13 protein-coding genes are annotated in these 13,562 nt (G+C 60.1%); 12 read left to right on the plus strand and 1 reads right to left on the minus strand.

The features are described 5' to 3' along the window. The first annotated feature begins 590 nt into the window (after positions 1 to 590). The gene (locus tag VSX42_RS09650) at positions 591 to 1,709 is read left to right on the plus strand and encodes a CAP domain-containing protein (protein ID WP_326504077.1); all 1,119 of its coding nucleotides are present in this window, start codon (positions 591 to 593) and stop codon (positions 1,707 to 1,709) included. A gap of 73 nt (positions 1,710 to 1,782) precedes the next feature. Here VSX42_RS09650 and dacB read toward each other — a convergent pair whose 3' ends face one another. Then, a complete protein-coding gene (gene dacB, locus VSX42_RS09655; protein ID WP_326504078.1) occupies positions 1,783 to 3,183 on the minus strand; it encodes a D-alanyl-D-alanine carboxypeptidase/D-alanyl-D-alanine-endopeptidase in 1,401 nt (466 codons plus the stop codon). 208 nt (positions 3,184 to 3,391) lie between these two features. Between dacB and VSX42_RS09660 the strand changes: the two genes are divergently transcribed. The 11 genes from VSX42_RS09660 (at position 3,392) to VSX42_RS09710 (ending at position 13,463) form a co-directional block, all read left to right on the plus strand. After that, on the plus strand, positions 3,392 to 3,910 hold the full coding sequence (locus VSX42_RS09660; RefSeq protein WP_326504079.1) for an inorganic diphosphatase: 519 nt from the start codon (positions 3,392 to 3,394) through the stop codon (positions 3,908 to 3,910). A 154-nt stretch (positions 3,911 to 4,064) separates the two neighbouring features. Further along, the gene (locus VSX42_RS09665) at positions 4,065 to 5,195 is read left to right on the plus strand and encodes a zinc-dependent metalloprotease (protein ID WP_326504080.1); all 1,131 of its coding nucleotides are present in this window, start codon (positions 4,065 to 4,067) and stop codon (positions 5,193 to 5,195) included. After that, entirely contained in the window at positions 5,195 to 6,388 is a 1,194-nt protein-coding gene (gene tilS, locus VSX42_RS09670; RefSeq protein WP_326504081.1) for a tRNA lysidine(34) synthetase TilS, read from the plus strand. Before VSX42_RS09665 ends, tilS begins: the two co-directional genes overlap by 1 nt. A gap of 84 nt (positions 6,389 to 6,472) precedes the next feature. Further along, entirely contained in the window at positions 6,473 to 7,024 is a 552-nt protein-coding gene (gene hpt, locus VSX42_RS09675; RefSeq protein WP_237187774.1) for a hypoxanthine phosphoribosyltransferase, read from the plus strand. Between the two features lie 307 nt (positions 7,025 to 7,331). Beyond that, positions 7,332 to 9,425, plus strand: coding sequence for an ATP-dependent zinc metalloprotease FtsH (gene ftsH / locus VSX42_RS09680; RefSeq protein WP_326504082.1), 2,094 nt, complete (start codon positions 7,332 to 7,334; stop codon positions 9,423 to 9,425). Continuing rightward, on the plus strand, positions 9,425 to 9,991 hold the full coding sequence (gene folE, locus VSX42_RS09685) for a GTP cyclohydrolase I FolE (protein WP_326504083.1): 567 nt from the start codon (positions 9,425 to 9,427) through the stop codon (positions 9,989 to 9,991). The genes ftsH and folE overlap by 1 nt, the downstream gene beginning before the upstream one ends. A 221-nt stretch (positions 9,992 to 10,212) precedes the next feature. Next, complete coding sequence (locus tag VSX42_RS09690; protein WP_326504084.1) at positions 10,213 to 10,767, plus strand: hypothetical protein; 555 nt, start codon at positions 10,213 to 10,215, stop codon at positions 10,765 to 10,767. 104 nt (positions 10,768 to 10,871) lie between these two features. Then, complete coding sequence (gene folP / locus VSX42_RS09695; protein ID WP_326504085.1) at positions 10,872 to 11,765, plus strand: dihydropteroate synthase; 894 nt, start codon at positions 10,872 to 10,874, stop codon at positions 11,763 to 11,765. Positions 11,766 to 12,032: 267 nt separating this feature from the next. After that, the gene (gene folB, locus VSX42_RS09700; protein ID WP_326504086.1) at positions 12,033 to 12,443 is read left to right on the plus strand and encodes a dihydroneopterin aldolase; all 411 of its coding nucleotides are present in this window, start codon (positions 12,033 to 12,035) and stop codon (positions 12,441 to 12,443) included. Further along, positions 12,433 to 12,939: a 2-amino-4-hydroxy-6-hydroxymethyldihydropteridine diphosphokinase gene (gene folK / locus VSX42_RS09705; RefSeq protein WP_326504087.1), complete on the plus strand. Its 507-nt coding sequence runs from the start codon at positions 12,433 to 12,435 to the stop codon at positions 12,937 to 12,939. The genes folB and folK overlap by 11 nt, the downstream gene beginning before the upstream one ends. Continuing rightward, complete coding sequence (locus tag VSX42_RS09710) at positions 12,936 to 13,463, plus strand: DUF3180 domain-containing protein (RefSeq protein WP_326504088.1); 528 nt, start codon at positions 12,936 to 12,938, stop codon at positions 13,461 to 13,463. The genes folK and VSX42_RS09710 overlap by 4 nt, the downstream gene beginning before the upstream one ends. Positions 13,464 to 13,562 lie beyond the last annotated feature (99 nt).

Below are 13,562 nucleotides of genomic sequence, written 5' to 3' on the forward strand. Positions count from 1 at the left end.
CTAGCAAGGATGGCTGACATTTTAGGGGCTGAGTAGGTGATGCAGCGATAACCATAAGTGGTTCGGACCAATAAAAGAATCTAGAACATATATTCTAAAAATTACTCACTGATATAGAACAAAAACTTTGAAAATGTAATCTGTGTCATATGTGAAAATTTCCTTTTTATCGCGCGGTTATGGCGGGTGGGGTTTGGCCCTGTGGGGTGAAGGTGGGCTGTGTGTAAGTATGGTGGTGCCTAATAGGGGTTGGTTTGTGGGGTATCCCAAAAGGGGCTGTCTAAAATTTTTAGCCTTGTCACCCTCTGTTTTGCTGAGCTGCCTGCATGGCCACCAACACTCCTAAGCTGGGTGAATTTTTGTTGAAATGAACTTTGGTGAGATGGCTGTGATGGTGGTGAAAAGCGGGGGTTGAGGTGCTAGAACACTGGAAGTAAGTAATCTTCATAATTCTCAGCCTGTGTTCAGGCCTGAATTAAATCCCAAAAAAGTGTCACAAAATGGTCAAAAATAGGTCACGATTCTATAAAGTTGTGTATCAGCAAAAACACTCCTACCTTGCTCAATTACCACACCACAGAGGAGCCCCCGTGAAGAATCTGCGTCAAACCGCACGAGCTGTTCAGCCGACTCGCCGCCAGGCGGCCGTCCTTGCCCTCACCGGCCTGGCAGCTACCAGCGCAATCACCGCTGCAACTGCCGCAGCGTCAGACATTCGCACCGTCACTGCCGCCCAGCGCGCTGCCGACCAGCAGACCCTGCTCAACCTCATCAACGCCTACCGCGCCCAGAACGGCCTGGGTGCCGTCAAGCACTCAGCCACCGTAGCCTCTGTGATGGAGGGCGAAGCTATCCGCCAGTTCAAGGCCGGGGCATACTCCCACGGCACCGAATTCCTCTACAACTCCAAGGTGCAGGGCTACAGCTTCGTACGCGAAGTCATTGCTCTTTCCTACAACGACGACCTCAACCAGCTCCTCAACTTCTGGAAGAGCTCAGCCCCCCACCGTGCTGCCATCCTGGCCCCCCAGGCCAACGTCATCGGCATCGGCTTCTGCTACGGTCACGGCACCTCCCTGCCCTGGCGTGTCCTGGGTAACGTTGGTATCTACCGCTACGAAGCAGGCAAGGGCCCCAACGATTACGTCTCTACCATCACCAGCATCAACACCCTCTCCAACGGCTCTTCTGAAGTAAGCGCCTATGCACTGAGCGACAAGTTGGCCGACCACTACAACGCTAGGGGCGGCGTAGATTTCTTTGGCCTGCCTACCGGTAACCCTTTCCCATCTGTTGACGGGGGTATTATCCAGAATTTTGCTAAGGGCCGGACGATTTACTGGACAGCCTCTACGGGGGCGCATGATGTGTTCTGGGGAGGTGCTATCGGTGGCCGTTACGCAGGCAGCGACTTTGAGCGTAACTGGGGCTACCCCATGAACTCTGAATACGAATTTTTGGGTAGCATGCGCCAAGATTTCATCAAGAACGGCTCTATCACTTCGGTCTACTGGACCCCCTCTACCGGTGCCCGCGCCATTATTGAAACCGGAGCTATCTCTGGCCACTGGTACGCCCTGGGCGGCCCCGCAGCTATCGGCTTCCCCGTCACCGATGAGATGCGCTGGCTCGATGGCGTGGTCCGAGTGACCTTCTCCAGCGGCACCACCATCAACTGGACTGAAGCCCGCGGCGTCTGGGTGAGCTAGTCCCCGCTTTTAGACCTACATACGAAGGGTGGCCCCATATCTGTGGGGCCACCCTTCTTGTATCCGCCTAAAGCTACTGGTTACTGAGGGTTGCTGCGAACCGATCAACGGTGTTTTTGGCGGCATCGGTGTCTTCAAGGTCGTTCATGATAACCGAGAAAACCAATACTCGACCTGATTCTGTGACGGTGTAGCCGGTGAGTGAGAGCACGGAGTTGAGGGTGCCGGTTTTAGCGCGGACGACCCCGCGACCACCGAACTCGTCCGCGTCGTTGAAGCGGTTAGCGAGCCCCAGGGTGCCGCTGTAGCCGGCTACCGGCAGGCCCTGCAGGGTGAGGCGTTCGCTAGTGCTTCCGTTGACTGCGCGCAGGGCAATGCTGGTGAGCAGTTCGTTGCTGATCTTGTTGTTCATGGAAAGTCCGCTGAGGTCAACCTGGGTGTAGTTGGTGGGTAGGCCGGCGGTGGAGAGAGCCTCGCGTACGGCGGTAATTGCCCCTTGGCTAGAGCCGTCGCTGCCGGTGAGAGCAGAAAGGTTTCGGCCTAGGGTTTCAGCCAGGGAGTTGTCTGATTCCTGCATCATGAGAGCCGACTGCTCTGCGGCGGTGGCTGACTGTACGGCCGCAATCTCGCGTCCGCTGCTGGGGGCTGTGAGCTGCTCGCCTGCGGTGAAGGTGAGCCCGGCGTCCGCCCCTAATCTGTTGAGAGCCTCTACCAGTACCTGCTGCACTTCTGCCGGGGCATTGGTAGGACGGCTGCTGCTTGAGGCGGTTCCGTCGCTGGTGGGGGAGTAGTGGGAGTAGAAGGCGAGGGGGGTTACCGCGCTGATGAAGCCGGAGTCGATATCTTCCTGGGCCCATTCTGGGTTGAGGGAGCTACCGGAAAAGATGGTGGTGTCCAGGTTGAGGGTGAGGGCTTTGCCGCTGATGCCATGATCTTTAAGGCCCTCGATGGTGCGTTCAGCCAGTGTCTCAATGCCGGCATGACCCATCACTGCGGTGGGGTCGGAATGCCCGGGAACCAGCAGGGTGTCGCCGCCAGCTACCAGGGTGAGGGTTGAGTCGTCGTTGAGGTCAACGGACGTGGTGAAGCGGGCTTGGGGCGCAGTGGTCAGCAGGGCGTAGTCCACGAGTAGCTTCATGTTGGACGCCGGGGTTCGGCTCGCCTGGGCCTCACGGGAGTAGAGGCTCTGGCCGGTTTCTGCATCAAGAACCTGGGCTGAGAAAACCCCCTGGCTTAGACCGTCAAGGACGCTATCGAGCTCTGTGCTCAGGGCAGCTGAATCGAGAGCGTCGCCCGCGCCTGCTTTTGTCACCGCAACCGGCGAGGTAGTGATATCAGGGGCTACCGAGGCTTCACGAAGGTCCTGGGCTTCCTGCCAGGCCGGTACAGCCCAGGCTCCTGCTGCTGCGCACCCAGCTGCGAGCAGGGCAGTAACCACCCAGGCGGTCAGGGGGCGTCGGTGAGAAGTGGCCATGAAACCTCCACAGGTTAGCTCTTGGGCGAAGGGGTCCTTCTATATAGGGTATATGTCTAACCTTGGAAGCAGAGGCATGTAATACGGGTGACACTGGCGCGCCTGCCCTGTAAAAAGGCTTCACCTTGCCGGTTCTCGGTTAGACTAATATGCCGAACCACTCGCGCGCAGCGCGGGTCAAACACACCACTCAACCAGGAGGTTCCCCTTGGAACTCGACGTCACGATTGAAATTAACCGCGGCTCACGCGTCAAGTACGAAATTGACCACGAAACCGGCCGCCTACGTCTGGACCGCGTACTGTTCACCTCCATGCAGTACCCCACCGCCTACGGCTACTTTGAAGATACCCTGGGCGAAGACGGCGATCCCCTCGACGCCATGGTTATTCTCGATGTTGACGTTGTTCCCGGCGTGCTGGTTGAAGCCCGCCCCATCGGTGTTTTCCGTATGACTGACGAAGCTGGCGGCGACGACAAGGTTCTGTGTGTTCCCGCAGATAAGCGCTACAACCACATCCAGGAAATCGGCGATGTCGCTGACCAGCTCAAGGAAGAAATCAAGCACTTCTTCGAGCGCTACAAGGATCTGGAACCCGGCAAGTGGGTTAAGGGCGAGGGCTGGGAAGACCGCGTTTTCGCTGAGAAGCTGGTAGCTGAGGCCCAGGTTCGTTTTGAGAAGTCGCACTACAAGTCCGCTGCTGAAGCTGAAGCAGACGATAACTAAAGACTTGGTGGGGTAGCGAAAGCTAACTAGTGCCCCCACTGGGATAGGAGGCTGGGCCCTGCACGGGGCCCAGCCTCCGCCCCCTTAAAGGTGCGGACGCCGGTGGGCGGCTTGGGTAGGCCGGGACGGTGCGGAGCCGGTAGAGTGGGGTGGCATGAGCTCATCTTCTTTGCCTCTGAATTTCTCTTTAGCCCATAAGATTGCCGGTGTGCTGGCTCCGGCTGGCCCGCGCGCTGAGGCCGCGGCTAAGCGGCGGGCTGTTGAAGAGATGCGCTATGCGGCAACCGCTGCTGTTGACCATGTGCACGCTATTACGCAGCTGGCTGCGGCTGAGAATCTGCACGACTCTGAGCTGCTGATCGTTGATAGGGCTACCTGGGTGAAGGCTAACACCCAGTCGTTTGAGGTCATGCTGGGCCCCATCGCCCAAGAGGTGCTGGGCCAGCGCTTAGCTAAACTCTCTGATGCCGAGTATGCTGTGACCGAGATTGGCGGGGCGGCAGAAATCGGGGGTGTGCTGGCTTTCCTGTCTACCCGCGTCCTGGGCCAGTACGACCCCTATGCGGCCCTGGCTGGCCACGGTGCCGCCGGGGGCCGCCTGATGATTGTGGCCCCTAATCTGATGAAGCTGGAAGAAGAGCTGAACCTTGACCCGGCTGATTTCCGCCTGTGGGTTGCCCTGCACGAGCAGACCCACCGGGTGCAGTTTGCCGCTGCCCCCTGGCTGCGCGATTACTTGCTGGATCTCATGCATCGCCTGGGCCGCGAACTTGGGGAGACCACTGATAACCTGCCTGAGCGTATTGCCGCTGCCGCTACCGGGGCGGTGCGGGGTATGAAGAAGCAGGAGGCTCCGGGGGAGAGCATAGAGGCTACCCGCCCCGCTGGTGCTGCCCTGCTGCTCAGCGATGAGGGCAAGGACCTGCTGGACCGTATCACCGGCGTCATGAGCCTGCTCGAGGGCCACGCCAACGTGGTCATGGATGCCGTTGATTCCTCGATCGTCCCTTCCGTTAAAACCATCCGCCGCCGGTTTGAACGCCGCAGCCAGACCCAAGGCTTCTTCCCCCGCTTTATGAGCAAGCTGCTGGGCATGGACGCCAAGATGGCCCAGTACAAGAACGGCCAAAAGTTTGTGCAGGCTGTGATCGACGAGGTGGGCATGGAGCTGTTCAACCGTGTCTGGCAGGCCCCCGAGAACCTACCCACGGTGGCCGAAATTCATGCTCCCAGCCTCTGGATTGAGCGGGTACTGGGCGCAGACCTAGAGGAAGAGAAGAATTAGTGCAGCAACGTAAAACCCGTCTGAATCCCCTAGTGGGGGCTGCCCGCCGCGAGGTTGCCGGTGTACTGGAGCAGGTATTTGGGGCAGGTACAGTTGCTCCTACCGGATCGTCAGGACGCCCGGGCACAGGATCTGAGGCCCAGCAGGTTCCCCTGGTGCTGGCTGCCGTATCGGGTGGCCCCGACTCCTTGGCCTTAGCGGTTCTGTTGGCCCACTTTAACCGGCGTCAGGACGTGCGCGTGGGAGCGGTTGTGGTTGACCACCAGCTTCAGGACGGCTCCGCCCAGGTTGCCGAGCGCACCGCCCAGATTCTGCGGGAGCTGGGCCTTAGCCCGGTGCTGGTAGAAACCGTGACCGTTGAAGAGGGCAAGGAGGGGCCCGAAATGGCGGCCCGCACCGCCCGATACGGTGCTTTCGCCCAGGCGCTGGCCGCTACCGGGGCTGACGCCGTTGCCCTGGGCCATACCCTCGACGACCAGGCCGAAACCGTACTGCTGGGCCTGGCACGCGGCTCCGGTACCCGCTCCCTGGCGGGTATGCCCGTGGACCGCACCGAAGACCACCCCGCCGGCCCGGTACGGGTCATCCGCCCCCTGCTCGCCTTGCGCCGGGCAGATATCGAAGAGATCTGCGCTGACGCGAGCCTCACCCCCTGGCAGGACCCCACCAACACCGACCAGTCGCTCATGCGCGCCCGCGTGCGCCACAGCGTCCTGCCCTACCTCGAAGAACACCTGGGCGGCGGCGTCGCCATCTCCCTGGCCCGCACCGCAACCATCGCCGGGGCGGACGCCGACTACCTGGCGTCCGCTGCCCAGCAGGCCCTGGGCGAAGTGCTAGTGGACGCGGACGCCCTCGCCCCCGCAGGCGCCGATATTGAAGGTCTGCTCGGGGTGGAGCCCAGCAGGGACATGGTTGTGCTTAACCGCGCCGTACTTGCCGCCCTGCACCCGGCCCTGCGCACCCGCGTCCTCGCCCTAGCTCTTGAACAAGCCGGTGGCATCGCCCCGGGCTTTGAGCGTCTTGCAGCTCTCGACGCCTTTGTGGGCGACCACTCGATTGCCGGCCCCCTCCAGCTACCCGGCCATATTTCTGCCTACCGCCGTCGCCCCGGTGCAACTATCACCCGGGCAGGTCAGAGCTATAACCTCAAGAAAACAGGCCTCATCGTTTTACTCAAGACCGCCCTATAAACCATACTTAAAGGTGAACACGCGCTTTGCCCTACCCAACAGGGCAGGGCGCACACCCTTTGAACCAGCAGAAAGCGATCAACCGTGGACGCACTCGACGTACAGAACGACATCAAGCACGTTCTCTTCACCAAAGAAGAAATCGACGCCAAGATTAAAGAACTTGCCGCCCAAATCGACAAGGACTACGAAGGCCGCGACGTACTGCTGGTCGGCGTACTCAAGGGCGCCATCATGGTCGTAGCCGACCTCTCCCGTGCCCTCAAGGCCCACTACACCATGGACTGGATGGCCGTCTCATCCTACGGTTCAGGCACCAAGTCATCTGGCGTCGTCCGCATCCTCAAGGACCTTGACACCGACCTGACCGGCCGCGACGTGCTCATCGTCGAAGACATCATCGACTCCGGCCTGACCCTCAAGTGGCTCCAGCAGAACCTGGTTTCCCGCGGCGCTAACTCGGTCGAAATCTGCACCCTGCTGCGCAAGCCCAAGAGCGTTAAGACCGACGTTGAGGTCAAGTACGTTGGCTGGGACATCGAACCCGAATTCGTGGTTGGCTACGGCCTGGACTTCGCCGAGCGCTACCGCAACCTGGACTGCATCGTCACCCTGGCCCCGCACGTCTACTCCTAAACAGCGAGCACCTGTCAGAGAGCCCTGGCAGACTCCCCTCCTCCGACTAACCTTCTTGCTCCTCGCCTGGAGGCTCGTCGCAATTCATGCCAGACCCAGCCAGTCGGCTACGGGGAATCCACCAGGGCTTGCTTTGCTGGCCCTTTAGCCCTGAGGTGAAAACCTTGAGGTATCAAGCAAGCACTCAGCAACTTTAGGTACATTAGATAGGTCTAGGCCCACCTGCACCCACTGCCGGGTGCTGGGGCTACCTTTGTGCGGGGCGCACACGGCGCCCCGCCCCGTTATTTTTGTGGAAGGCGCGGCTGTGCAGAATACGGATAATACCCCCGACCCCAAGAAAAAGGGGTTCTTCAGCAAGCTCATCTCAGGGCCCTGGTTCTGGGTACTGCTGGCAGTTCTCATTGCCGTGCCCATGATCTTCGCAAACTCCCTAGCAGCCTCAACCCGCGTTGACACCAACGTCGGTATCGGCCTGCTCAACGACGAGAAGGTCGTCAGCGCTAAAATCTTCGACGGAGACCAGCGCGTCGACCTGGAGCTCAAGGAAGACTACGTCAACCCCGCCGGTGAAAACCAGGGCAAGAACGTGAGCTTCTACTACGTTCAGCCCCGCGCTACCGACGTCGTTGCAGCCATGGACAACGCCAACCTTGAGTCCTACACCGATCAGCCGGTGCAGACCAACTGGTTCACCTCCCTGCTGGGTCTTATTCTGCCCTTCGTCATTATTGTTCTGCTCTTCTGGTTCCTGATGTCCCGCATGGGTGGCGGCAGTTCCCAGATCATGAACTTTTCCAAGTCCAAGGCTAAGAAGTTCAACAAAGACAACCCCACCGTGCGCTTTGCCGATGTTGCCGGTGTGGACGAGGCGCTGGCTGAGCTGGAAGAAGTCCGCGAGTTCCTTGCCGAGCCCGAAAAGTTCACCCGCCTGGGCGCCAAGATCCCCAAGGGCGTCCTGCTCTACGGCCCTCCCGGTACCGGTAAGACCCTGCTCGCTAAGGCTGTAGCCGGTGAAGCCGGTGTCCCCTTCTACTCCATCTCCGGCTCCGACTTTGTGGAGATGTTCGTGGGCGTGGGTGCCTCCCGCGTGCGCGACCTCTTCAAGGAGGCAAAGTCCAATAAGGCAGCCATCATCTTCGTTGATGAAATCGACGCCGTGGGCCGCCAGCGTGGCGTCGGCATGGGCGGCGGGAACGACGAACGCGAGCAGACCCTCAACCAGCTGCTGGTTGAGATGGACGGCTTCGACGGCACCTCCAACATCATCGTCATCGCGGCAACTAACCGCCCCGACGTGCTCGACCCCGCCCTGCTGCGTCCGGGCCGCTTCGACCGCCAGGTGGGTGTGGACGCCCCCGACCTCAAGGGCCGCCAGCGCATCCTCGAAGTCCACGCAACCGGCAAGCCCATCGACCGCCGTGTCGACCTAGCCTCCGTTGCCAAACGCACCCCCGGCTTTACCGGTGCTGACCTCGCCAACGTCATGAACGAGGCAGCCCTGCTGACCGCCCGCGACGGCGGCAATGTGATTGACGAACGCGCTATCGACGAAGCTATTGACCGCGTCATGGCAGGCCCCCAGCGCTCTTCCCGCATCATGAGCGAGCACGAACGCACCGTCACCGCCTACCACGAAGGCGGCCACGCCCTGGTCGCGGCTGCCCTGCGTAACTCAGCGCCCGTCACCAAGATTACGATTCTGCCGCGCGGACGCGCCTTGGGCTACACCATGGTCATGCCCCAGGACGACAAGTACTCCACCACCCGCCACGAACTGCTCGACCAGATGGCCTACGCTATGGGTGGCCGCGCCGCCGAAGAGCTGATCTTCCACGACCCCTCCACCGGTGCGTCCAACGATATTCAGAAGGCGACCGAAACCGCCCGCAAGATGGTCACCGAGTACGGCATGAGCGCCAAGGTCGGTTCAGTGCGCCTGGCTGCCAAGGAATCTGACCCCTTCCTGGGCGGTGGCGCTGGCGGCGGCAACAACTTCTCCGACGAGATGGCATACCTGGTTGACCAGGAAGTCGCAGCCCTGCTAGAGCAGGCCCACGATGAGGCCTACGAGATCCTGCGCGATAACCGCGACGTACTTGACGCCCTTTCCCTGGCCCTGCTTGAGAAGGAAACCCTGCTCGAGAATGACCTGGCAGAAATCTTTGCGGGCGTGCGCAAGCGCCCCGAACGCGACCACTGGTACTCCAAGTCCAACCGCGAACCCTCAGCACTGCCCCCGGTCAAGGTAGCTAAGGCAGCGGCCGACGAGACCCCGGTTGCCGAGGAACCCATCGTCCAGCAGCCCACCGTTGACCCCATGGACCCCGGTAACCCCCACCCCGGTGCCGCAGGCCCTGCAGGTAACCCCGACCTTGATCCCCTGGGAGGGCCCCGTTAATGGCAGTTGACCAGCCCCGTATCGAGGCAGCCATCCGTGAGATTCTGCTGGCTATCGGTGAAGATCCCACCCGTGACGGTCTGCTCGATACCCCGGCCCGTGTAGCCCGCGCCTATGACGAAATGTTTGCCGGTCTGCACCAGAGCGCCGGTGACATTCTGGGCACCACCTTCGACATTGACCACTCCGAGCTAGTGCTGGTGAAGGACATTCCCTTCTACTCCACCTGCGAGCACCACCTGGTGCCCTTCTTCGGGCACGCCCACATTGGCTACATTCCTGGTGGCGACGGCAAGGTTACCGGCCTATCGAAGCTAGCCCGCCTGGTCGATGTCTACGCTAAGCGCCCCCAGGTGCAGGAGCGTCTGACCACCCAGGTGATTGAGGCTCTTGAAGAGCACCTGCAGCCTACCGGTGCAATTGTGGTGATTCAGGCTGAGCATATGTGCATGTCCATGCGCGGTGTGCGTAAGCCCGGGGCGAAGACGGTGACGAGTGCCGTCCGCGGGGCCCTGCGCGACCCCGCCACCCGTGCCGAGGCCATGAGCCTGATCAACGCCTCTTGACGTCCCTCAAAGGGACCTGATTTTCAAAAAAGGACCGCATATTATGCGGTCCTTTTTAGGTTTTGCGGTCCCCATAATCTGAGAGCAGATTAGAAGCGTATTGGATTCGCTGGGAGATGTAAGGAGCGAGAGAGCCTAGATTCAAGCTAAGGGGTCTTAGATGATGAGCGATGAAGTGGTTCTGAAATTGTGTCTAAAAGCATGTACTAGCATAGTGTCCTATGCATACACCTCAAGAATTTCCTCATCAGTCAGTAGGCCAATCTGTCGAAGGTACGGATTTCCAAAATAATACTGTCACAAGATCCATGGTTCATCGAAAGCCTAAGCGTAAATGGATTGTTCCTGTCTCGGTAGGATTTCTATCATTTTTACTAGGGTTATTTATCGGTGCGGCGCTTATCATTAGCAGCGATGAGTACAAAGCTGGGGAAATCGCGTTGGCCGAAGCGCAACAAGCTACCCAACAGCCCTCTACCATGACTGCGAGTGAAGCTGCACTTACGTGTGGTATTGCAGACAAGAAGGGGCTGTATATGCCGGGCACTAGCGATAATTCTGTGGCTGAAATTTTTTATGCAACAGAGGAAAATCCGGATTACGATATTCTTGCTGAAGACGTTGCCTGCTTCTTAATCAATCTTGGGGCAACCCAAGCAGATCTTGAGACTCTAGATGAAGCTTCGGTGACAGGTTCACCGCGTTCTGTGGTTATACCGGGGTATCAGATTCGAAATCGTGGTGATGGTATAGTTATGGTCTTTGACGCTGAATAAGTTTTTCGTAGGGGAGTAAAAGGACCGCATAATATGCGGTCCTTTTTAGGTTTTGCGGTCCCCTTGGCTCAGGCGGGTAGGAATCCGGGTGTTAGCCTGGGTGCATGACTCTTCCCCACGCGCACGGCTCCTACGACAACCTGCCCACCGACCGCACCCTGATTATGGGTATTCTCAACGTCACCCCCGACTCCTTCTCCGACGGTGGTCTGCACGCGGACGCCGCCACGGCAGTTGCGCACGCCAAGGCCCTGGTTGCCCAGGGGGCAGACATTATCGATGTGGGAGGGGAATCCACCCGCCCCGGCGCCACCCGGGTGCCGCTGGCTGAGGAGCAGCGCCGCGTCCTGCCCGTTATCGAAGCTTTAGCCGCCGAGAATATCGTCATGTCGGTTGATACCCTCAACCCCGAAACCGCCCGCGCCGCCGTCGCCGCTGGGGCCCACATCATCAACGATGTTGCCGGGATGAGCCTGCGCGAAGACATGATTGAGACCGTTGCTGAGCTGAGCGTACCCTATATCCTCATGCACTCGCGCGGCACCTCCCTCACCATGGACTCCCAAGCTGTCTACACCGATGTCGCCGCTGAAGTCTTCAAGGAGCTTTTCACCCTGCGCGAGCAGCTCATCACCGGGGGAGTGGCTCCTGAGCAGATTATTCTGGACCCCGGCCCCGGCTTCGCTAAACAGGGGGAGCAGAACTGGCAGATTCTGGCGGGCCTGCAGGCCCTGGCCACCGAGGGGCACCGGGTGCTGGTGGCCGGTTCCCGTAAGCGCTTTATTGCCAGGCTTCTGCAGGAGCAGGACGCCGCAGCCTCCGGCCTGCCCGCAGAGCAGGTTGCTGAGCGAGTGGCAACCGAACGGGACGTCGCCAGCGCGGCTCTTTCAGTCATGGCTGCTGAGGCAGGGGCCTGGGCTGTGCGCGTGCATAATGTGCAGGCAACCGCTGACGCCCTGGCCGTGCGCGCAGCCTGGCGGCAGGCGTCCGCCCGCTAGGGGTAGCTGGGCGGTAGTCGGGTGCGACACAGAAGCGTCATAAATGAAAATGTCTTTGTGACTTTAAGCGCTTTAGAGGTCGTACTTTAGGCCCGCTTAACTACCGCTTTTTCCAACAAATGCCCGGGTGAAGCTGTCTTTAGGTATGTCTAAGGGCACACACAGCGGTCACCGGGCAGTGCCCCCGGGGCGTGGATAATGGCTACAAAGCACCGGCGCTTCAATCCTGAACTACCACCGGTGAACCAGACTCGGTGAAAGGTGACCATGCACGATCACAGCTCATCGTCGGACCAACGAGATTACTCCCGTACCGACCGCATTACGCTCACTGGCGTGGGTAGCGTGGGCTACCACGGCGTACTCGACTCTGAGAAGCAGACCGGGCAGCCCTTCTTCGTCGATATCACCATGTTCACGGACTTCACCCAGGCTACCGCCACCGACAACGTCGCGCACACCGTCAACTACGCCGAAGTAGCAGAGGTCATCCGCGAAATCGTGACCGGTGAATCCCTCGACCTTATCGAAACCCTGGCCGAGCGTATCGCGTCCGCTGTGCTTGAGAAGTTCCCCCTGCTCGCGGTTGAACTAACCGTGCACAAGCCCAAGGCCCCTATCGAGGTGACCTTCGCTGATGTGTCGGTGACGATTTTTAGGGAGAAGCATGCCGGTTAAAGCGATCCTTGCCCTGGGCTCTAACCTGGGTGATAGCGAAGACACCCTCATCAAGGCGATTGGTGATATCTGCTCCCACGAGAAAATCGCGGTAACCAAGATTTCCCCTATCGCTATCACGGCACCAGTGGGCGGCCCGGCTGGCCAGCCAGACTACGCCAACATGGTGGTCGAGATTGAGACCAGCCTGCGCCCCTTCCTGCTGTTGGAATACACCCAGCAGATTGAGCAGAAGCACCACCGCACCCGCGACGTCCGCTGGGGTCCGCGCACCCTCGATATCGACATCATCGATATTGCCTCACTTGAGATGGACGACCCAGACCTCACCCTGCCCCACCCGCGCGCCGCTGAACGCGCCTTTGTGCTGGAGCCCTGGGCCCGCATGGACCCCTCAGCCCTGCTCCTCGGCTCATCGGTACGCCAGCTGGCAGACAAGGCAGCGGACGCCGGGGGCATCCGCGAGTTCCACCCCGCACCGGTGGTCTGCGCGTGAAACTGCGAAGTCGGGCCCTTGCCCTCTTAGCGGGTGTAGGCGTTGCAAGCGGGGCGGTCCTCAACCTCCTGAGCGTTCAGTCAGGCGGCCCCGAACTGTCTCTGCCCGCCCTCACCCTGGTTGCTGCCCTCATCCTGGCAGGTCTGGCCCTCTATTTTGCCCGGCAGGTTCACCGCTATAGCCGGGTCGAGACCCGTAAGAACGCCGGTTCCATGAACCCTCTCATGGCCGCCCGGGTTGCTGTCTTCGCCCAGGCCCTAGCCCTCACCGGCGTCCTGGTCGGCGGCTGGCAGGTCGCGATTGTGGTTTACCAGGTGGGGCTGGCGTCCGCCCGTGCCACCGCCCAACCCCTCATCGAGAGCCTGCTTGCCCTCGCTGGCGGCCTGGTGATGCTGGTTACCGGTATCGTCGCCGAGAACTGGTGCAAGGTGCCTCCGGGAGATAATGATGCCGGTGGTGGGGTTGGTGAGGTCAGCCCACAGACCGGCCCCCTGGCCCGTAATAAGCTGGATGCTTCGCCCTAAGGTAACGTTCGGTGTAGCTTTCTCACCTCCGTGACATAATGGTGTAGACCACATTTGAAGCGTATAGAGGGTTTTTATAAGGTATGCCAGGCTCACGCT

Origin of the sequence: Rothia nasimurium (genome assembly GCF_035916755.1) — a bacterium.
GTDB lineage: Bacteria > Actinomycetota > Actinomycetes > Actinomycetales > Micrococcaceae > Rothia.